The sequence below is a fragment of the Rhizobium sp. SJZ105 genome (assembly GCF_007828365.1).
GTDB classification, from domain to species: Bacteria; Pseudomonadota; Alphaproteobacteria; order Rhizobiales; family Rhizobiaceae; genus Agrobacterium; species Agrobacterium tumefaciens.
In genome coordinates this window covers 1-19,399 of the sequence record NZ_VIUP01000026.1, presented here as the reverse complement: position 1 = coordinate 19,399, position 19,399 = coordinate 1, and the positions used below count along the sequence as shown (strand labels likewise).

16 protein-coding genes, 1 tRNA gene and 1 pseudogene are annotated in these 19,399 nt (G+C 57.0%); 16 read left to right on the top strand and 2 right to left on the bottom strand.

The genetic code is table 11. From position 1 onward, the window contains the following. From FB593_RS26795 to rpoC, 12 genes and pseudogenes are all read left to right on the top strand, one after another. Positions 1–94 (top strand): annotated as a pseudogene (locus FB593_RS26795) (elongation factor Tu); the annotation flags it as partial. A 346-nt stretch (positions 95–440) separates the two neighbouring features. Next, complete coding sequence (locus tag FB593_RS26790) at positions 441–1,247, top strand: glycosyltransferase family 2 protein (protein WP_112392106.1); 807 nt, start codon at positions 441–443, stop codon at positions 1,245–1,247. 241 nt (positions 1,248–1,488) lie between these two features. Continuing rightward, positions 1,489–1,564, top strand: a tRNA-Trp gene (locus tag FB593_RS26785). Positions 1,565–1,748: 184 nt separating this feature from the next. Next, a complete protein-coding gene (gene secE, locus FB593_RS26780) occupies positions 1,749–1,949 on the top strand; it encodes a preprotein translocase subunit SecE (protein WP_003507689.1) in 201 nt (66 codons plus the stop codon). A gap of 21 nt (positions 1,950–1,970) precedes the next feature. Further along, positions 1,971–2,501: a transcription termination/antitermination protein NusG gene (nusG, locus tag FB593_RS26775; protein WP_003519353.1), complete on the top strand. Its 531-nt coding sequence runs from the start codon at positions 1,971–1,973 to the stop codon at positions 2,499–2,501. Between the two features lie 144 nt (positions 2,502–2,645). Beyond that, complete coding sequence (gene rplK, locus FB593_RS26770; RefSeq protein ID WP_003519352.1) at positions 2,646–3,077, top strand: 50S ribosomal protein L11; 432 nt, start codon at positions 2,646–2,648, stop codon at positions 3,075–3,077. A gap of 2 nt (positions 3,078–3,079) precedes the next feature. Next, a complete protein-coding gene (gene rplA, locus FB593_RS26765; protein ID WP_026331088.1) occupies positions 3,080–3,775 on the top strand; it encodes a 50S ribosomal protein L1 in 696 nt (231 codons plus the stop codon). 357 nt (positions 3,776–4,132) lie between these two features. Beyond that, the gene (gene rplJ, locus FB593_RS26760) at positions 4,133–4,651 is read left to right on the top strand and encodes a 50S ribosomal protein L10 (protein WP_003519348.1); all 519 of its coding nucleotides are present in this window, start codon (positions 4,133–4,135) and stop codon (positions 4,649–4,651) included. A 59-nt stretch (positions 4,652–4,710) separates the two neighbouring features. After that, positions 4,711–5,088: a 50S ribosomal protein L7/L12 gene (rplL, locus tag FB593_RS26755; RefSeq protein ID WP_003519347.1), complete on the top strand. Its 378-nt coding sequence runs from the start codon at positions 4,711–4,713 to the stop codon at positions 5,086–5,088. Positions 5,089–5,117: 29 nt separating this feature from the next. After that, a complete protein-coding gene (locus tag FB593_RS27675) occupies positions 5,118–5,285 on the top strand; it encodes a hypothetical protein (RefSeq protein WP_153793990.1) in 168 nt (55 codons plus the stop codon). 64 nt (positions 5,286–5,349) lie between these two features. Further along, complete coding sequence (rpoB, locus tag FB593_RS26750; RefSeq protein WP_013636439.1) at positions 5,350–9,486, top strand: DNA-directed RNA polymerase subunit beta; 4,137 nt, start codon at positions 5,350–5,352, stop codon at positions 9,484–9,486. Between the two features lie 180 nt (positions 9,487–9,666). Further along, on the top strand, positions 9,667–13,872 hold the full coding sequence (gene rpoC / locus FB593_RS26745; RefSeq protein WP_003519344.1) for a DNA-directed RNA polymerase subunit beta': 4,206 nt from the start codon (positions 9,667–9,669) through the stop codon (positions 13,870–13,872). Positions 13,873–13,972: 100 nt separating this feature from the next. Here the strand turns inward: rpoC and FB593_RS26740 are convergent, their stop codons facing one another. Next, positions 13,973–15,097, bottom strand: a complete 1,125-nt coding sequence (locus FB593_RS26740; RefSeq protein WP_080800353.1) for a helix-turn-helix transcriptional regulator — start codon at positions 15,095–15,097, stop codon at positions 13,973–13,975. Positions 15,098–15,360: 263 nt separating this feature from the next. Next, positions 15,361–15,654: a hypothetical protein gene (locus tag FB593_RS26735; RefSeq protein ID WP_003519341.1), complete on the bottom strand. Its 294-nt coding sequence runs from the start codon at positions 15,652–15,654 to the stop codon at positions 15,361–15,363. A 530-nt stretch (positions 15,655–16,184) separates the two neighbouring features. Between FB593_RS26735 and rpsL the strand changes: the two genes are divergently transcribed. From rpsL to FB593_RS26715, 4 genes are all read left to right on the top strand, one after another. Beyond that, entirely contained in the window at positions 16,185–16,556 is a 372-nt protein-coding gene (gene rpsL / locus FB593_RS26730; RefSeq protein WP_003507760.1) for a 30S ribosomal protein S12, read from the top strand. 77 nt (positions 16,557–16,633) lie between these two features. After that, the gene (gene rpsG / locus FB593_RS26725) at positions 16,634–17,104 is read left to right on the top strand and encodes a 30S ribosomal protein S7 (RefSeq protein ID WP_003507761.1); all 471 of its coding nucleotides are present in this window, start codon (positions 16,634–16,636) and stop codon (positions 17,102–17,104) included. Positions 17,105–17,138: 34 nt separating this feature from the next. Further along, the gene (gene fusA / locus FB593_RS26720) at positions 17,139–19,238 is read left to right on the top strand and encodes an elongation factor G (protein WP_003519335.1); all 2,100 of its coding nucleotides are present in this window, start codon (positions 17,139–17,141) and stop codon (positions 19,236–19,238) included. Positions 19,239–19,304: 66 nt separating this feature from the next. After that, positions 19,305–19,399, top strand: a 95-nt coding sequence (locus FB593_RS26715) for a GTP-binding protein (protein WP_018010120.1), incomplete at its 3' end; no start/stop codon positions are given.

Here is a 19,399-nt window from a genome sequence, read left to right as displayed (position 1 = left end):
CGTTCCGATCGCGATGGAAGAAAAGCTGCGCTTCGCTATCCGCGAAGGCGGCCGTACCGTCGGCGCCGGCATCGTCGCTTCTATCGTCGAGTAATCTTCGACAGACGGCGGTTTCGCCGGATTTAAAAATCTAGTTCTAAAACGGCGGTGTCTTCGGCACCGCCGTTTTTTTTATGTAAAAATTGATTTTTGTAAATTTATATAGTTGAAAGATTCGTATATTTTTCTAATGTGAAGATGTAATCGGATGTCGTATTTCGATTTATGCTCATAGCGCACGCGCTATATTTCAGGGGTTATAATGTATTCTTCTTTTGAATAATTTCCCCGAGGTCTGGCGATCATTATTCGCCTGTAATGCGTCTGGCGTAGACGAGGCGACATCAACCTAGGCTTGGCTGGCTTGTTTTCATCGGCCAGTTTTCTTCCGAGACGACTTCATGTCCGATTTAACTGTTGTGCTCACCAGCTGCCGCCGTCCTGATCTTCTCATCGGAACTCTCGATAGCTTCTTCTCTACTAATGATTACCCGCTACGGGAATTTATCATTATCGAGGACTCTGACGACGAATCGGTGTGGGCGATTCCGGCGCGGTATCCAGAGCAACCGATCCGCGTCATTTTGAACGGCGTCAACATTGGGCAGCACCGCTCTATCGACCGGGCATATTCGGAAGTGCAAACCCCTTACATCCTGCATCTCGAAGACGACTGGGCATTTCCTGTTTCTAAGGTTGTGGGCAGGGGCATCGAAATACTGAAGCGGGACCCGCAAGTGGCGCTCGTTCAACTCAGAACCGATGACGACATGCCCCGTGACATTCGGCGTAAGGCGCAGGCAGTTGAAGATGTAGGGTATTGGCGAATACCGCCGACCGCGCATCGTGTCTGGCATAGCTTCACCTTCAATCCGACCGTCAAGAGGTTGTCCTGCTATAAAAAACTACCGCAAGGTTATGCTGGTTTCCGGACAGAGGCGGAAATTAGTATCTTTTATAAGGATCAGGGCGCGATCATGGCGTGGTTGGCCGAAACCGGCGTCAGCCATTCGGGATTTGGCCGCAGCAATTATGGCTTTAAGAAACGCCGTGGTTGGCGCGGTGTGGCGCAAGAACTCGACAGATTCTTTTCGCTGGCGACAGTCCGTAAATGGCGGCGTTCGGTGACGCGCAACGTCGCACACTTCAAGCGCAAGTATCGGGAGCGTCAGTTGATCAGGTCCAATCGCAGTGCGCTTGAGCCGTAATAGATTAAAGGTCGGTTTGCGAAAGGTATCAAACCAGCGCATTTGGATGTCGCGAGGGGTTCGTTGAGGTGACGGGCTTGGGGGTAACCGGTTAAGCGGCCGAGGAAAAAACGTGGTGGGGAGGGTGTCAACAGTTTCTTCCGAAAGCGAATAAAAAGCGCTTGCCATTCTTTTCCGTGCGCCTTAAAGGGAACGCATACCGAAGCGGCCAAGTGATTTTCGTGGTCGGCTAAGGTGTTAAAGGGGTATAGCTCAGTTGGTAGAGCGGCGGTCTCCAAAACCGCAGGTCGTAAGTTCGAGCCTTACTGCCCCTGCCACTTTCCATCCGCAAGCGCGGTCTTCGCTGCATGGCAGATGGGTGCCGGTTTTCCGGCGAATTTCGCCGAATGTCGATTTCCTCTTGTTAAAACTGGAATCGGTGTTTATGTAAGGTCAAAACAGACACGCGGTGCGTGGGGCTGATTAGTTCGGCTTTACGCGCCGTAATTGCGTGGGCAGTCAATGGCATCCAAAACCAATCCGTTTACGTTTCTGCAGCAGGTTCGCGCCGAAGCGTCTAAAATCACTTGGCCGTCGCGCCGCGAGACCATGATTTCGACGGCTATGGTGCTTGTGATGGTCATTTTTGCGGCTCTGTTCTTTTTTGCTGCTGACCAGCTCATCGGCTGGGTGCTTAGCCTCGTGCTGAACGTCGGCCGGTAACGGATTGAACGGAGAATAAAAATGGCAGCGCGCTGGTATATCGTTCACGCATATTCGAATTTCGAAAAGAAGGTCGCTGAGTCGATCGAAGAGAAGGCTCGTCAGAAGGGTCTTGATCATCTTTTTGAGAAAATCCTCGTGCCGACCGAAAAGGTTGTCGAGGTGCGTCGTGGCCGCAAGGTCGACAGCGAGCGCAAGTTCTTTCCAGGTTACGTGCTTGTGCGCGCCAACCTGACGGATGAGGCCTATCACCTCATCAAGAACACGCCGAAGGTGACCGGTTTCCTCGGTTCGGACAATAAGCCTGTTCCGATTCCGGATTATGAAGCCGATCGTATCCTCGGTCAGGTTCAGGAAGGCGTCGAGCGTCCGAAGTCTTCGGTTTCGTTCGAGGTCGGCGAGCAGGTTCGCGTTTCCGATGGTCCGTTCGCGTCGTTCAACGGCGTTGTTCAGGATGTCGACGAAGAGCGTTCGCGCCTGAAAGTGGAAGTTTCGATTTTCGGCCGCGCTACGCCGGTCGAACTGGAATACAGTCAGGTCGAGAAGGTCTGACTGGAGGGGTGAAACCCCAATCGCGTGGAAGGCAAACGGGCTCCCATAGCCGGGGCAGGGCGCCGCACCACGCAACCGCAGCCGCCGGAGCGATCCGGCTAGAGAGAAGCCGGGAAACCGGTTTGAATTGAAAGGCAGAGAGATATGGCTAAGAAAGTTATGGGCCAGCTCAAGCTGCAGGTGAAGGCAGGGTCGGCCAATCCGTCCCCGCCGATCGGTCCTGCACTTGGTCAGCGCGGCATCAACATCATGGAATTCTGCAAGGCGTTCAATGCCGCCACGCAGGAAATGGAAAAGGGTATGCCGATTCCGGTCGTCATCACCTATTACCAGGACAAGTCCTTCACCTTCGTCATGAAGCAGCCGCCGATGACCTATTGGCTGAAGAAGGAAGCGAAGATCACCTCCGGCTCCAAGACGCCTGGCAAGGGCGCCAAGGTTGGCTCCATCACCAAGGCTCAGGTCAAGACGATCGCTGAAGCCAAGATGAAGGATCTGAATGCTGCCGATATCGAAGGCGCAATGGCAATGGTTGAGGGCTCTGCCCGCGCCATGGGCCTGGAAGTAGTAGGTTGATCATGGCCAAGGTAGCAAAGCGTATTCAGAAGATCCGCGAAGGTGTGGATCCTAACAAGCTCTACGTTCTCACCGACGCCATTTCGATGGTCAAGGAACGTGCAGTCGCCAAGTTCGACGAAACCGTTGAAGTTTCGATGAACCTCGGCGTTGACCCGCGCCATGCGGACCAGATGGTTCGCGGCGTTGTCAACCTGCCGAACGGCACGGGCCGTGACGTTCGCGTTGCCGTTTTTGCACGTGGCGCCAAGGCTGATGAAGCCACGGCTGCTGGTGCTGACGTTGTTGGCGCAGAAGAGCTTGTTGAAATCGTTCAGAGCGGCAAGATCGACTTCGATCGTTGCATCGCGACCCCGGACATGATGCCGCTCGTCGGCCGTCTCGGCAAGGTACTCGGCCCGCGTGGCATGATGCCGAACCCGAAGGTCGGTACGGTGACGATGGATGTTGCCGGCGCCGTCAAGGCGTCCAAGGGTGGCGCTGTCGAGTTCCGCGTCGAAAAGGCCGGTATCGTACACGCTGGTATTGGCAAGGCTTCGTTCGACGCCAAGGCTCTTGAAGAAAACATCAAGGCTTTTGCCGATGCGGTCATCAAGGCAAAGCCGACGGGTGCCAAGGGCAACTACGTCAAGCGCGTTGCCATCTCCTCGACCATGGGTCCGGGCGTCAAGATCGAACCTTCGTCGGTTACGGCTTAATCAATTCTCGTGCTTCCCTGTCGGGGAGCGTGATTAAAAGAATTTCCGGCTCTCAGGGAGCCGGAGATTTCCGGGGAAACCCGGAACTCCTGTCCGAGATTGCGGGTGGCCATGTCCTTCGGGGTTTGGCCTTAATCATTCAACCTGCATGAGACGGGTGAGGCTGGATTTGAGGCATCGCAGATGCCTGACTGTCCGGTTCGAACCTGGTGTGCCTGTGCCTGAAGCCGTTTGCGGCGACAGAGCGGGGGACAGGATCCTCGAGCGTCGCTCGGGATCTTTGTAAAAAGGTCCCTTGGGGCAAAGGCAAACCCGACGGGTTCACACTTATGTGGCCCCGTCTACTGGAGACAGACAGTGGAAAGAGCGGAAAAACGCGAATTCGTCACGGAGCTGAACGAAGTCTTCAAGGCTTCCGGTTCGGTTGTCGTGGCCCACTATGCTGGTGTCACCGTTGCGCAAATGAACGACTTCCGTTCGAAAATGCGCGCTGCCGGAGGCACCGTCAAGGTCGCGAAGAACCGCCTGGCCAAGATCGCTCTTCAGGGCACGGAGTCGGAAGGGATGACAGATCTCTTCAAGGGCCAGACGCTGATTGCATACAGCGTCGACCCTATGATTGCTCCGAAAGTCGTCATGGATTTCGCAAAGACCAACGATAAAGTCGTTGTTCTCGGCGGTTCCATGGGCGCAACCACGCTCAACGCCGAAGCAGTCAAGTCGCTTGCGACCCTGCCTTCGCTGGACGAGCTGCGCGCAAAGCTGCTGGGCCTACTCAACGCCCCGGCAACTCGCGTCGCCACGGTTGTCGCAGCACCTGCAAGCCAGCTTGCACGGGTGTTCTCGGCTTACGCCAAGAAGGACGAAGCCGCTTAAGGCGGTTTTTCGCTGTAATTATTCAAACTGGTTCGAACTGAACAAAAGGAACTATCAAAATGGCTGATCTCGCAAAGATCGTTGAAGACCTCTCCACCCTGACCGTTCTGGAAGCTGCAGAACTGTCGAAGCTTCTCGAAGAAAAGTGGGGCGTTTCCGCCGCTGCTCCGGTAGCTGTTGCTGCTGCTGGCGGTGCTGGCGCTGCTGCTGTCGTTGAAGAAGAAAAGACCGAATTCGACGTGATCCTGGTTGACGCTGGCGCCAACAAGATCAACGTCATCAAGGAAGTCCGCGCTATCACGGGTCTCGGCCTGAAGGAAGCTAAGGACCTCGTTGAAGGCGCTCCGAAGGCTGTCAAGGAAGCTGTTTCCAAGGCTGAAGCTGCTGACCTCAAGAAGAAGCTTGAAGACGCTGGCGCCAAGGTCGACGTTAAGTAATCTTGCGATTGCTGGCGGGAAGGGGCTTCATGCCCCTTTCCGTCGTCATCGTTTTAAAACTTATTACCCAAAAGCCGCGTGAAAATGGCTTTTGGGTAATGGGTTCTTCAAGAGAATGGTTCCGAACCGGCTCATCTAGGCAATCCGGCCTGATCGATCCGGGATGTGGAACGAGATTGATGACACCCATTGCTTGACGGGATCGACTGGCCATCGGTTCCCGTCCGTTGCAGGCCCGGATGCAATTTTAAAGGAGCGACGATGGCTCAGACCCTTTCGTTTAACGGTCGCAGGCGCGTACGCAAGTTTTTCGGCAAAATTCCAGAAGTAGCGGAAATGCCGAACCTCATCGAGGTTCAGAAGGCTTCGTATGACCAGTTTCTCATGGTTGACGAGCCCAAGGGTGGCCGTCCCGACGAGGGATTGAATGCCGTATTCAAATCCGTATTCCCGATCACCGATTTTTCCGGCGCATCCATGCTCGAATTCGTGTCTTACGAATTCGAAGCGCCGAAGTTTGACGTCGAGGAATGCCGTCAGCGCGATCTGACCTACGCAGCGCCGCTGAAAGTGACGCTGCGCCTCATCGTGTTCGATATCGACGAGGATACAGGCGCGAAGTCCATCAAGGACATCAAGGAACAGTCCGTATACATGGGCGACATGCCGCTCATGACCAATAACGGTACGTTCATCGTCAACGGTACAGAGCGCGTCATCGTTTCGCAGATGCACCGTTCGCCGGGCGTATTCTTTGACCACGACAAGGGCAAGAGCCATTCTTCCGGCAAGCTTCTGTTCGCTGCCCGCGTCATCCCGTATCGCGGTTCCTGGCTCGACATCGAGTTCGACGCCAAGGACATCGTTTATGCGCGTATCGACCGTCGCCGCAAGCTGCCCGTGACCTCGCTCCTGATGGCGCTTGGCATGGATGGTGAAGAAATCCTGTCGACGTTCTACAGCAAGGCTTCCTACGAGCGCTCCGGCGATGGCTGGCGCATTCCGTTCCAGCCTGAAACGCTGAAGAATGCCAAGGTCATCACCGACATGATCGACGCCGACACTGGTGAAGTCGTTGTCGAAGGTGGCAAGAAGCTGACTCCGCGTCTTATCCGCCAGCTCGTCGACAAGGGCCTGAAGGCACTTAAGGCGACTGACGAAGACCTCTACGGCAACTTCCTTGCCGAAGACATCGTCAACTACTCGACGGGTGAGATCTATCTCGAAGCCGGCGACGAAATCGACGAAAAGACGCTTGGCCTCATTCTTCAGTCCGGCTTTGACGAGATTCCGGTCCTCAACATCGACCACGTCAATGTTGGCGCCTATATCCGCAACACGCTGCATGCGGACAAGAACCAGAACCGCCAGGAAGCGCTGTTCGACATCTACCGCGTCATGCGTCCGGGTGAGCCGCCGACCATGGATTCGGCAGAAGCGATGTTCAACTCGCTGTTCTTCGATGCAGAACGTTATGATCTCTCGGCTGTTGGCCGCGTGAAGATGAACATGCGTCTCGACCTCGACGCGGAAGACACCGTGCGCACGCTGCGCAAGGAAGACATCCTCGCTGTCGTCAAGATGCTGGTCGAACTGCGCGACGGCAAGGGCGAAATCGACGACATCGACAACCTCGGCAACCGCCGTGTTCGTTCGGTCGGCGAGCTGATGGAAAACCAGTACCGCCTCGGCCTTCTGCGCATGGAACGTGCGATCAAGGAACGTATGTCCTCGATCGAAATCGACACCGTGATGCCGCAGGACCTGATCAATGCGAAGCCGGCAGCTGCCGCCGTTCGCGAATTCTTCGGTTCCTCGCAGCTGTCGCAGTTCATGGACCAGGTGAACCCGCTTTCGGAAATCACCCACAAGCGCCGTCTTTCGGCTCTTGGACCGGGTGGTCTGACCCGTGAGCGCGCCGGCTTCGAAGTCCGCGACGTTCATCCGACCCACTACGGCCGTATTTGCCCGATCGAAACGCCGGAAGGCCCGAACATCGGTCTGATCAACTCGCTTGCCACCTTTGCCCGCGTCAACAAGTACGGCTTCATCGAAAGCCCGTACCGCAAGATCATCGACGGCAAGGTGACGACCGACGTTATCTACCTCTCCGCCATGGAAGAGGCCAAGTACTACGTCGCACAGGCCAATGCCGAGCTCGATGGCGAAGGCGCCTTCACTGAAGAGTTCGTTGTTTGCCGTCACTCGGGCGAAGTTATGCTCGCACCGCGCGACAACATTAACCTGATGGACGTTTCGCCGAAGCAGCTCGTTTCGGTCGCAGCGGCTCTCATCCCGTTCCTGGAAAACGACGACGCCAACCGCGCTCTCATGGGCTCGAACATGCAGCGTCAGGCCGTTCCGCTTCTGCGGGCGGAAGCGCCGTTCGTCGGCACAGGCATGGAACCGATCGTCGCCCGTGACTCCGGCGCTGCCATCGCGGCTCGCCGCGGCGGTGTCGTCGACCAGGTGGATGCGACCCGTATCGTTATCCGCGCTACGGAAGAACTCGATGCCGGCAAGTCGGGCGTCGATATCTACCGTCTGCAGAAGTTCCAGCGTTCGAACCAGAACACCTGCGTCAACCAGCGTCCGCTGGTCGCTGTCGGTGACATCATCTCCAAGGGTGACATCATCGCTGATGGTCCGTCGACCGACCTCGGCGATCTGGCGCTCGGCCGTAACGCGCTCGTCGCGTTCATGCCCTGGAACGGCTACAACTACGAAGACTCGATCCTGATGTCGGAACGTATCGTTTCCGACGACGTGTTCACCTCCATCCACATCGAAGAATTCGAAGTGATGGCGCGTGACACGAAGCTTGGTCCGGAAGAAATCACGCGCGACATTCCGAACGTTTCGGAAGAAGCGCTGAAGAACCTCGACGAAGCCGGCATCGTTTACATCGGTGCGGAAGTTCAGCCGGGCGATATCCTCGTCGGCAAGATCACGCCGAAGGGCGAAAGCCCGATGACGCCGGAAGAAAAGCTTCTGCGCGCCATCTTCGGTGAAAAGGCTTCCGACGTTCGCGACACCTCCATGCGCATGCCTCCGGGCACGTTTGGTACCGTTGTGGAAGTCCGCGTCTTCAACCGTCACGGTGTGGAGAAGGATGAGCGCGCGATGGCAATCGAGCGCGAAGAGATCGAACGTCTGGCAAAGGACCGCGACGACGAACAGGCAATTCTCGACCGTAACGTCTACGGCCGCCTGATCGACATGCTGCGTGGTCACGTTTCCATCGCCGGTCCGAAGGGCTTCAAGAAGGGTGTCGAGCTTTCCAACGCCGTCGTCTCCGAATATCCCCGCTCGCAGTGGTGGATGTTTGCAGTCGAAGACGAGAAGGCCCAGTCTGAACTGGAAGCACTTCGCGGCCAGTACGACGAATCCAAGTCGCGCCTTGAACAGCGCTTCATGGACAAGGTCGAGAAGGTCCAGCGCGGCGATGAAATGCCTCCTGGCGTCATGAAGATGGTCAAGGTCTTCGTCGCTGTGAAGCGCAAGATCCAGCCGGGCGACAAGATGGCCGGCCGTCACGGTAACAAGGGCGTCGTCTCGCGTATCGTTCCTGTCGAGGACATGCCGTTCCTCGAAGACGGCACGCATGTCGACATCTGCTTGAACCCGCTCGGCGTGCCTTCGCGCATGAACGTCGGCCAGATCCTCGAAACCCACCTCGCATGGGCATGCGCAGGTATGGGCAAGAAGATCGGCGAGATGCTCGAAGAGTATCGCAAGACGATGGACATCAGCGAGCTTCGCACGGAGCTTACCGAAATCTATGCGAGTGAATCGCATGACGAGGTAAAGCGCTTCGACGACGAATCGCTGGTCAAGCTTGCCGAAGAAGCCAAGCGCGGTGTTTCCATCGCGACCCCGGTCTTCGACGGTGCGCATGAACCCGACGTTGCCGCGATGCTGAAGAAGGCAGGTCTGCATGAATCCGGTCAGTCCGTTCTTTATGACGGTCGTACCGGCGAGCCGTTCGACCGCAAGGTCACCGTCGGCTACATGTACATGATCAAGCTGAACCACCTTGTTGACGACAAGATCCACGCTCGCTCGATCGGTCCTTACTCGCTCGTTACCCAGCAGCCGCTGGGCGGCAAGGCGCAGTTCGGCGGACAGCGCTTCGGGGAAATGGAAGTCTGGGCTCTGGAAGCATACGGCGCGGCTTACACGCTGCAGGAAATGCTCACCGTCAAGTCGGACGACGTGGCGGGCCGCACCAAGGTCTACGAGGCGATCGTCCGTGGCGACGATACCTTCGAGGCCGGTATCCCCGAGAGCTTCAACGTTCTCGTCAAGGAAATGCGGTCGCTCGGTCTTTCGGTCGAACTGGAGAACTCGAAGGTCGAGACCCAGCCCGAGGATCAGCTGCCCGACGCAGCGGAATAAAGATGAGAGAGGCGGGCGCCGTGTTGGCGCCTGCCGGTTCCCCGGCGACCAATGGTTGCCGCGGGACACTTTCGCCGCATTGTGCGGTTAATCCGTATTTAAAGCTCTGGACGGTGACCCGGGAAGAAGCCGGTCCAGATGCAAACAGGGGCAGCAGCTAGCCTCTCAAGGAGACAAGGCATGAACCAAGAGGTCATGAATCTTTTCAATCCTCAGGTGCCTGCGCAGCATTTCGATTCCATCCGGATTTCGATCGCTTCGCCGGAAAAAATCCTGTCGTGGTCCTACGGCGAGATCAAGAAGCCGGAAACCATCAACTATCGTACGTTCAAGCCGGAACGCGATGGTCTCTTCTGCGCGCGCATTTTCGGACCTATCAAGGACTACGAATGCCTGTGCGGCAAGTACAAGCGCATGAAGTACAAGGGCATCATCTGCGAAAAGTGCGGCGTTGAAGTTACGCTGTCGCGCGTTCGCCGTGAGCGCATGGGCCATATCGAGCTCGCAGCGCCCGTTGCCCATATCTGGTTCCTGAAGTCGCTTCCCTCGCGTATCTCGACCTTGCTCGACATGACGCTGAAGGATGTCGAACGCGTTCTCTATTTCGAGAACTACATCGTCACCGAACCCGGCCTCACCTCGATGAAGCAGAACCAGCTTCTGTCCGAGGAAGAGTACATGATCGCCGTTGACGAGTTTGGCGAAGACCAGTTCACCGCCATGATCGGCGCTGAAGCCATCTACGAGATGCTCGCTTCGATGAACCTCGAAAAGATCGCCGGTGACCTGCGTGCCGAGCTTGCGGAGACCACCTCGGATCTCAAGCAGAAGAAGTTCATGAAGCGTCTCAAGATCGTTGAGAACTTCATGGAATCCGGCAATCGTCCGGAATGGATGATCATGAAGGTCGTTCCGGTTATTCCGCCGGACCTTCGTCCGCTGGTTCCGCTGGATGGTGGCCGTTTCGCAACGTCCGACCTCAACGATCTCTATCGCCGAGTCATCAACCGTAACAACCGTCTGAAGCGCCTGATCGAGCTTCGCGCGCCTGGTATCATCATCCGCAACGAAAAGCGTATGTTGCAGGAATCCGTCGATGCGCTGTTCGATAACGGCCGTCGCGGTCGCGTCATCACGGGTGCGAACAAGCGTCCGCTGAAGTCGCTGTCCGACATGCTCAAGGGCAAGCAGGGCCGCTTCCGCCAGAACCTTCTCGGCAAGCGCGTCGACTATTCAGGCCGTTCGGTCATCGTGACCGGTCCGGAACTGAAGCTGCACCAGTGCGGCCTGCCGAAGAAGATGGCGCTCGAGCTGTTCAAGCCGTTCATCTATGCCCGCCTCGACGCCAAGGGTTACTCCTCGACCGTCAAGCAGGCCAAGAAGCTGGTTGAAAAGGAAAAGCCTGAAGTTTGGGATATCCTCGACGAGGTTATCCGCGAGCATCCGGTCCTTCTGAACCGCGCACCGACGCTTCACCGTCTGGGTATCCAGGCCTTCGAACCCATGCTGGTTGAAGGCAAGGCCATTCAGCTGCATCCGCTCGTCTGCACGGCTTTCAACGCCGACTTCGACGGTGACCAGATGGCCGTTCACGTGCCGCTGTCGCTTGAAGCCCAGCTTGAAGCCCGCGTGCTGATGATGTCGACCAACAACATCCTGCATCCGGCAAACGGCCATCCGATCATCGTTCCTTCGCAGGACATGGTTCTCGGCCTGTATTACCTGTCGATCATGAACCAGAATGAGCCCGGCGAAGGCATGGCCTTCTCGGACATCGGCGAATTGCATCACGCGCTTGAAAACAAGGTCGTGACGCTGCATGCCAAGATCCGTGGTCGTTTCAAGACCGTGGATGCTGACGGCAAGCCGGTTTCTAAGATCCATGAAACGACGCCTGGCCGTATGCTGATTGGCGAACTTCTGCCGAAGAACGTCAACGTGCCGTTCGACGTCTGCAACCAGGAAATGACCAAGAAGAACATCTCCAAGATGATCGACACGGTCTACCGTCATTGCGGCCAGAAAGACACGGTCATCTTCTGCGACCGGATCATGCAGCTCGGCTTTGCTCACGCTTGCCGCGCCGGTATCTCGTTCGGCAAGGACGACATGGTCATTCCGGACAGCAAGGTTAAGATCGTCGGTGACACCGAAGCCTTGGTGAAGGAATACGAACAGCAGTATAACGACGGTCTCATCACCCAGGGCGAAAAGTACAACAAGGTTGTCGACGCCTGGGGTAAGGCAACCGAAAAGGTCGCCGAAGAAATGATGGCGCGCATCAAGGCTGTGGAATTCGACCCGGAAACGGGCCGCCAGAAGCCGATGAACTCCATCTACATGATGAGCCATTCGGGCGCCCGCGGTTCACCGAACCAGATGCGTCAGCTGGGCGGCATGCGCGGCCTGATGGCCAAGCCCTCGGGTGAAATCATCGAGACGCCGATCATCTCGAACTTCAAGGAAGGCCTGACCGTTAACGAGTACTTCAACTCGACCCACGGTGCCCGTAAGGGTCTTGCAGACACCGCCTTGAAGACGGCGAACTCGGGTTACCTTACCCGCCGTCTCGTCGACGTGGCACAGGATTGCATCGTTAACTCCGTGGATTGCGGCACCGACAAGGGCCTCACCATGACCGCCATCGTTGATGCCGGTCAGGTCGTTGCCTCGCTCGGCGCACGTATCCTCGGCCGTACGGCTCTTGATGACATCGACAATCCGGTAACTGGCGAGAACATCGTCAAGGCCAGAACGTTGATCGACGAAGCCGACGTTGCAATCATCGAGAAGGCTGGCATCCAGTCCGTCCGTATCCGCTCGGCACTGACCTGCGAAGTGCAGGTCGGCGTTTGCGGCGTCTGCTACGGTCGTGACCTTGCTCGCGGTACTCCGGTCAACATGGGCGAAGCCGTTGGCGTCATCGCCGCACAGTCGATCGGTGAACCGGGCACGCAGCTCACCATGCGTACCTTCCACCTTGGCGGTACGGCAAACGTGGTCGACCAGTCGTTCCTGGAAGCTTCGTACGAAGGCACGATCCAGATCAAGAACCGCAACATCCTGCGGAACTCCGATGGCGTTCTCATCGCAATGGGCCGTAACATGTCGGTCACCATTCTCGATGAGCGTGGCGTGGAACGTTCCTCGCAGCGCGTCGCTTATGGTTCGAAGATCTTCGTTGATGATGGCGACAAGGTAAAACGCGGCCAGCGTCTTGCAGAGTGGGACCCCTACACACGTCCGATGATGACGGAAGTGGAAGGTACCGTTCACTTCGAGGACCTCGTCGACGGTCTTTCCGTTCTGGAAGCCACCGACGAATCCACCGGCATCACCAAGCGTCAGGTCATTGACTGGCGTTCGACGCCGCGTGGTTCGGACCTCAAGCCCGCGATCATCATCAAGGATGCTTCCGGCGCTGTTGCAAAGCTTAGCCGCGGTGGCGAAGCTCGCTTCCACCTCTCGGTGGACGCGATCCTGTCGGTTGAGCCTGGTTCGAAGGTCTTCCAGGGTGACGTGCTTGCACGTTCGCCGCTGGAAAGCGCCAAGACCAAGGACATCACCGGTGGTCTGCCGCGCGTTGCCGAACTGTTCGAAGCACGTCGTCCGAAGGATCATGCTGTCATCGCTGAGATCGATGGTACGATCCGCCTCGGTCGCGACTACAAGAACAAGCGTCGCGTGATGATCGAGCCTGCGGAAGATGGCGTCGAGCCGGTCGAATACCTGATCCCGAAGGGCAAGCCCTTCCATCTTCAGGAAGGCGACTACATCGAGAAGGGCGAATACATTCTCGACGGCAATCCGGCACCGCACGACATTCTGGCAATCAAGGGCGTAGAGGCTTTGGCTTCCTACCTCGTGAACGAAATCCAGGAAGTCTACCGACTGCAGGGCGTTGTGATCAACGACAAGCACATCGAGGTGATCGTTCGCCAGATGCTGCAGAAGGTCGAGATCACCGATGCGGGCGACAGCCACTACATCGTTGGCGACAATGTCGATCGTATCGAGCTTGACGACAACAACGACCGCCTGATCGAAGAAGGCAAGAAGCCCGCCTATGGCGATCCGGTTCTTCTCGGCATCACCAAGGCGTCGCTGCAGACGCCGTCCTTCATCTCGGCCGCATCGTTCCAGGAAACCACCAAGGTTCTCACGGAAGCTGCGATCGCCGGCAAGACGGATACGCTGCAGGGCCTCAAGGAAAACGTCATCGTCGGCCGCCTCATCCCGGCCGGTACCGGCGGCACCATGACGCAGATCCGCCGCATCGCCACCTCGCGCGACGACCTCATTCTCGAGGAACGCCGCAAGGGTACGGGTGCAGGCTCTGCAACACAGATGCTGCAGGACATGACGGATCCGGCTCCGGCCGAATAAGGTCTGCTCAAGGGCAGGGGCTTTACGAAGCCCCGCCAAAGTTCAGTAAAAAAACGCCCGGAGTAATCCGGGCGTTTTTTGTTTTGGTCGGGTTCGAAGGTCAGATCTGGTCCTTCACATGGCTAGTCCCGTCTCGGGGTCTTTCCTGCTCACCGATGGTGTAGCGCGTCAAAACGGAAAGCCGGCGAACGAGATCGGTCTGGCCCGTACTGCCGGTCTTTGCATAGATAGACTTGGCGTTGCTGCGAACCGTTTCGTGCGAGATTTGAAGTTGCTTTGCCACGGAGGGAAGTGAAAGACCCTTCAGGATTTCCAGCGCGACACGGGCCTCGCCCTTGGTGAGATCGTATAATCCCTTCAGAAGCGGCGTGACGTCGGCAACGGTGTCCGATGGTTGCGATATCAGCACGATGGCGCTGCCGTTAGGGGATAAATCCAGCGCGTCCTTGCGCAGCGGTATGACGTGAAGGATGCACACCCTGTCTTCGCTTGTCGGCAGGGGTAGGGAACTGACACTGCCGCTGGCGAGCGCCTTGTAGAGCAGCCGGTTTATTCTCTCGTCCAAGATCAAGATCCTGTCGCGGGCGCGGGTGGAAATACACTTTTTGGTCGCCTCGAACAGGTTGTTTGTGGAAAGAACGCGTCCGCTTGCCTGGAGCACCGCCGCCGGCGCACCGATGGCGTTGAGGCCGAGCGTGATGGCATCTGCTTTCTGGCGTTGCAGCCCTGTTGCGAGGGTGAGGCTGCGGGCGATATGCGGCCTCAGCCGGCCAAGTGCCGCCATGGTTTCCGGACCAATGACTCCTCTGTCGAGCTTGCGTTCGAACAGGAGAGTCATTTCGGGATGATCCGGCGGCGCAACCTGCGTTGCCACCCCATATCCCAGTCCACGCGGCATCAGGAAATCGCGCACGATTGGCAGCCCCTCCCATTCGTCAGGGGTAAAGATATCGAAATCATGCACGAAGGAAAATTGGCCCTCGCGGACAGCGCGTGTGAGGCGATCATTGCGGTGGTTCCAGCCGCCCTTCATGAAGGCTTGCATGAGCTCCTGGAAATTGGGCGGATAGAGCCATGCTTCATCCTCGCCTTTGCCCCAGGTGAGCGCGCCGCCCCAGAAATCGAGCCGTTGGCCGATTGCGGCTATCACGTTCGCCCAGCGATCGGGAAAAAGTGCTGCCTCGTAAATGTCATCTATAATGTCTGCCGAAGATATATTATCCAACCCGCCACCAAAATCATGCGTCGGGATCACTTTAATCTTAGATCTTCGTATATTTCAACGGAAATACAAATAATACTATTATATTTAAAGTATATAATCTATCAGTGACTTAATATATTGAGATTTACCGAGGTCTTTTGCAGGAAAAGGTGGCTGCACGCAAGATTTCGGGCTTGGCATTAAGTCCTGGAAGACAACCGCCCTGGTGTGGGCGGATGCCGTTTTATCGGTGGCGGCGCATTTGTCGCGGTGAGGGCGGTCCCTCAGGCGAAACGGATGATGGCGACTTCGCCCTCGAGGGCGCCCTGATAGGCGGAAGCGTGCGGCTCTTCGTCCGGAACTTCAGTCAGCATGCCGATCTGGTCGAGGTCGGCTTCGATGAAACCTTCCTCCGAAAGCGCGTTCAGCGTTTCGCGTACGGCGGTGTCGTCGTCCGGCGCCCGCAGAATGACGTGGATGTCGATGCCTTCGGAATTGTCGTGTTCGTAAGCCTTGCCGATGACGATGAAGACCATCGGCTCGTCGCGTCCGTTGTCGTTGTCGGGGAGGTTTGTCATGACGCGGTTCCTTGATATGTCGTTGTGGAGTATGCGGGCCGGACGGAATCGGTCTTGCGCGCGGCGGTGCCAGCTCCGGCCCGCTTGAGGGAATCAATAGACGGATTTTGTGAAAAGCCAAAGGCCGGAGGTCAAAATCGCTGTTGCCGGCTGTGACTTATGTTAGAAGGAGAGGGCAAAGGGCCTGTGCGCAGGCTTTGTGGCCTCGGGTGCCAGCGCAAAATGCGGATTCGCCCTTGACGAAAGCTGGCTAAAACAGTAGTACGCCCGCCATCGGAGCCTCTATCTGTGCTGGCCGTTCGGAAACGTTTTTCCCGGACATCATCTCAAATGAAGCTTCATTGCACGTAGAAGACACGAATGTTGCACGCAAGACGCCTCATCCGGCGTCCTCTGCTCTTGGTGGTCCATCCGTGAAAACGGATCGGGCCACGTTTTGCGCATGAGGATATATGCGTGCTTCGTCGCCGGAAACGGCATAGCCGCCACCCGTGAGGGTGGCTAAAGTAGTTTTTGCAAGGGATGGTTATATGCCTACCGTAAACCAGCTGATCCGTAAGCCCCGCCAGGCACAGGTAAAGCGCAACAAGGTTCCTGCACTTCAGGAAAACCCGCAGAAGCGTGGTGTTTGCACCCGCGTTTACACGACGACCCCGAAGAAGCCGAACTCGGCTCTGCGTAAGGTTGCCAAGATCCGTCTCACCAACGGCTTCGAAGTCATCGGCTACATTCCCGGCGAAGGTCACAACCTTCAGGAACACTCCGTGGTCATGATCCGCGGCGGCCGCGTGAAGGACTTGCCGGGTGTGCGTTACCACATCATCCGCGGTGTTCTCGATACCCAGGGCGTCAAGAACCGCAAGCAGCGCCGTTCGAAGTACGGTGCGAAGCGTCCGAAGTAATTTTCGGCAACAACAATCAGGCGCTGCGCGAGGTTCTCCGCGTGGTTTAGCGTCAATAACATTGAGAGACAAAGAATATGTCCCGTCGCCATAGTGCAGAAAAGCGTGAGATCAACCCGGACCCGAAGTTCGGCGATCTGGTCGTCACCAAGTTCATGAATGCCATCATGCTTCACGGCAAGAAGTCCGTCGCGGAAAGCATCGTTTACGGCGCGTTCGACGTCGTTCAGGGCAAGACGAAGCAGGAGCCGCTCGGCGTGTTCCACTCCGCCCTCGACAACGTTGCTCCGCACGTTGAAGTGCGTTCGCGTCGCGTTGGCGGTGCTACGTATCAGGTCCCGGTCGACGTTCGTCCGGAGCGCCGTCAGGCTCTCGCCATCCGCTGGCTGATCACTGCTGCTCGCAAGCGTAACGAAACGACCATGGTCGATCGCCTCTCCGGCGAACTCATGGACGCTGCGAACAACCGCGGTTCCGCCGTCAAGAAGCGTGAAGACACGCATAAGATGGCCGACGCAAACCGCGCATTCTCGCATTACCGCTGGTAATCTTAAACGGTCGCATATCGAAAGGCAGTCCATTATGGCTCGCGAATATAAAATCGAAGACTACCGCAATTTCGGTATCATGGCGCATATCGACGCCGGTAAGACGACGACCACCGAGCGTATTCTTTATTACACCGGTAAGTCGCACAAGATCGGCGAAGTTCATGATGGCGCTGCCACGATGGACTGGATGGAACAGGAGCAGGAACGTGGTATCACCATCACGTCCGCTGCGACCACGACCTTCTGGAAGGGTCGCGATGGCAAGATGCGCCGTTTCAACATCATCGACACCCCCGGCCACGTTGACTTCACCATTGAAGTCGAGCGTTCGCTGCGCGTTCTCGACGGTGCCATCGCTCTTCTCGACGCCAACGCCGGTGTAGAGCCGCAGACGGAAACCGTCTGGCGTCAGGCTGAGAAGTACAACGTTCCGCGTATGATCTTCTGCAACAAGATGGACAAGACCGGTGCTGACTTCTACCGCTCGGTAGAAATGATCAAGACCCGTCTCGGCGCTACCGCCGTTGTCATGCAGCTGCCGATCGGCGCTGAGACCGAGTTCAAGGGCGTTATCGACCTGATCGAGATGAACGCACTCATCTGGCGCGACGAATCGCTCGGCGCTCAGTGGGACGTCGTCGAAATTCCCGAAGACATGAAGGCCAAGGCTGAAGAATATCGCGAAAAGCTGATCGAGACCGTTGTCGAGATCGACGAAGAAGCGATGGAAGACTACCTGAACGGCATCATGCCCGACAACGAGAAGATCCGTTCGCTCGTTCGCCGCGGCACCATCGACGTGAAGTTCCACCCGATGTTCTGCGGTACCGCGTTCAAGAACAAGGGCGTTCAGCCGCTTCTCGACGCCGTCGTCGACTACCTGCCTTCGCCGCTGGACATTCCTGCGATCAAGGGCATCGACTTCAAGACCGAAGCCGAAATCGAGCGTCATGCCGATGACAGCGAGCCGCTTTCCATGCTCGCGTTCAAGATCATGAACGACCCCTTCGTCGGTTCGCTGACCTTCGCCCGCATCTACTCCGGCAAGCTCGAAAAGGGCACGTCGGTCATCAACACGGTCAAGGACAAGCGCGAGCGCGTCGGCCGTATGCTGCAGATGCATTCCAACAGCCGTGAAGACATCGAAGAAGCCTTTGCCGGCGACATCGTTGCTCTGGCTGGCCTCAAGGAAACCACCACTGGCGATACGCTCTGCGATCCGCTGAAGCCGGTTATCCTCGAGCGCATGGAATTCCCCGAGCCGGTCATCCAGATCGCCATCGAGCCGAAGACCAAGGGCGACCAGGAAAAGATGGGCCTCGCGCTCAACCGCCTGGCTGCTGAAGATCCTTCGTTCCGCGTCAAGACGGATGAAGAATCCGGTCAGACGATCATCGCAGGTATGGGCGAACTTCACCTCGACATCCTCGTTGACCGTATGCGTCGCGAGTTCAAGGTTGAAGCAACCGTCGGTGCTCCGCAGGTTGCCTACCGCGAAACCATCACGCGTCAGCACGAAGAAGACTACACGCACAAGAAGCAGTCCGGTGGTACCGGTCAGTTTGCTCGCGTGAAGATCATCTTCGAACCGAACCCTGAAGGCGAAGAATTCAAGTTCGAATCCAAGATCGTCGGCGGTGCTGTTCCGAAGGAATACATCCCGGGCGTTCAGAAGGGTATCGAAAGCGTTCTGTCTTCCGGTCCGCTCGCGGGCTTCCCGATGCTGGGCGTCAAGGCGACCCTGATCGACGGCGCATACCACGATGTCGACTCCTCGGTTCTGGCGTTCGAAATCGCATCGCGTGCCTGCTTCCGTGAAGCAGCAAAGAAGGCTGGTGCACAGCTTCTCGAGCCGATGATGAAGGTCGAAGTCGTCACCCCTGAAGATTACGTCGGTGACGTGATCGGCGATCTGAACTCGCGTCGCGGTCAGATCCAGGGTCAGGAATCGCGTGGCATCACCATCGTGATCAGCGCACACGTTCCGCTCGCGAACATGTTCAAGTACGTCGACAACCTGCGCTCCATGTCGCAGGGCCGCGCGCAGTACTCGATGACGTTCGATCACTATTCGCCGGTTCCGTCGAACGTGGCGCAGGAAATCCAGGCAAAGTACTCCGGTCAGAAGTGATCGGGGTACGCCCCATCAGAGATTTGAAGATTATTCCCCTCAAGGGACAAGAATGGAGAGCCACTAATGGCAAAGAGCAAGTTTGAGCGCAATAAGCCGCACGTCAACATTGGCACGATCGGTCACGTCGACCACGGCAAGACGTCGTTGACTGCTGCGAT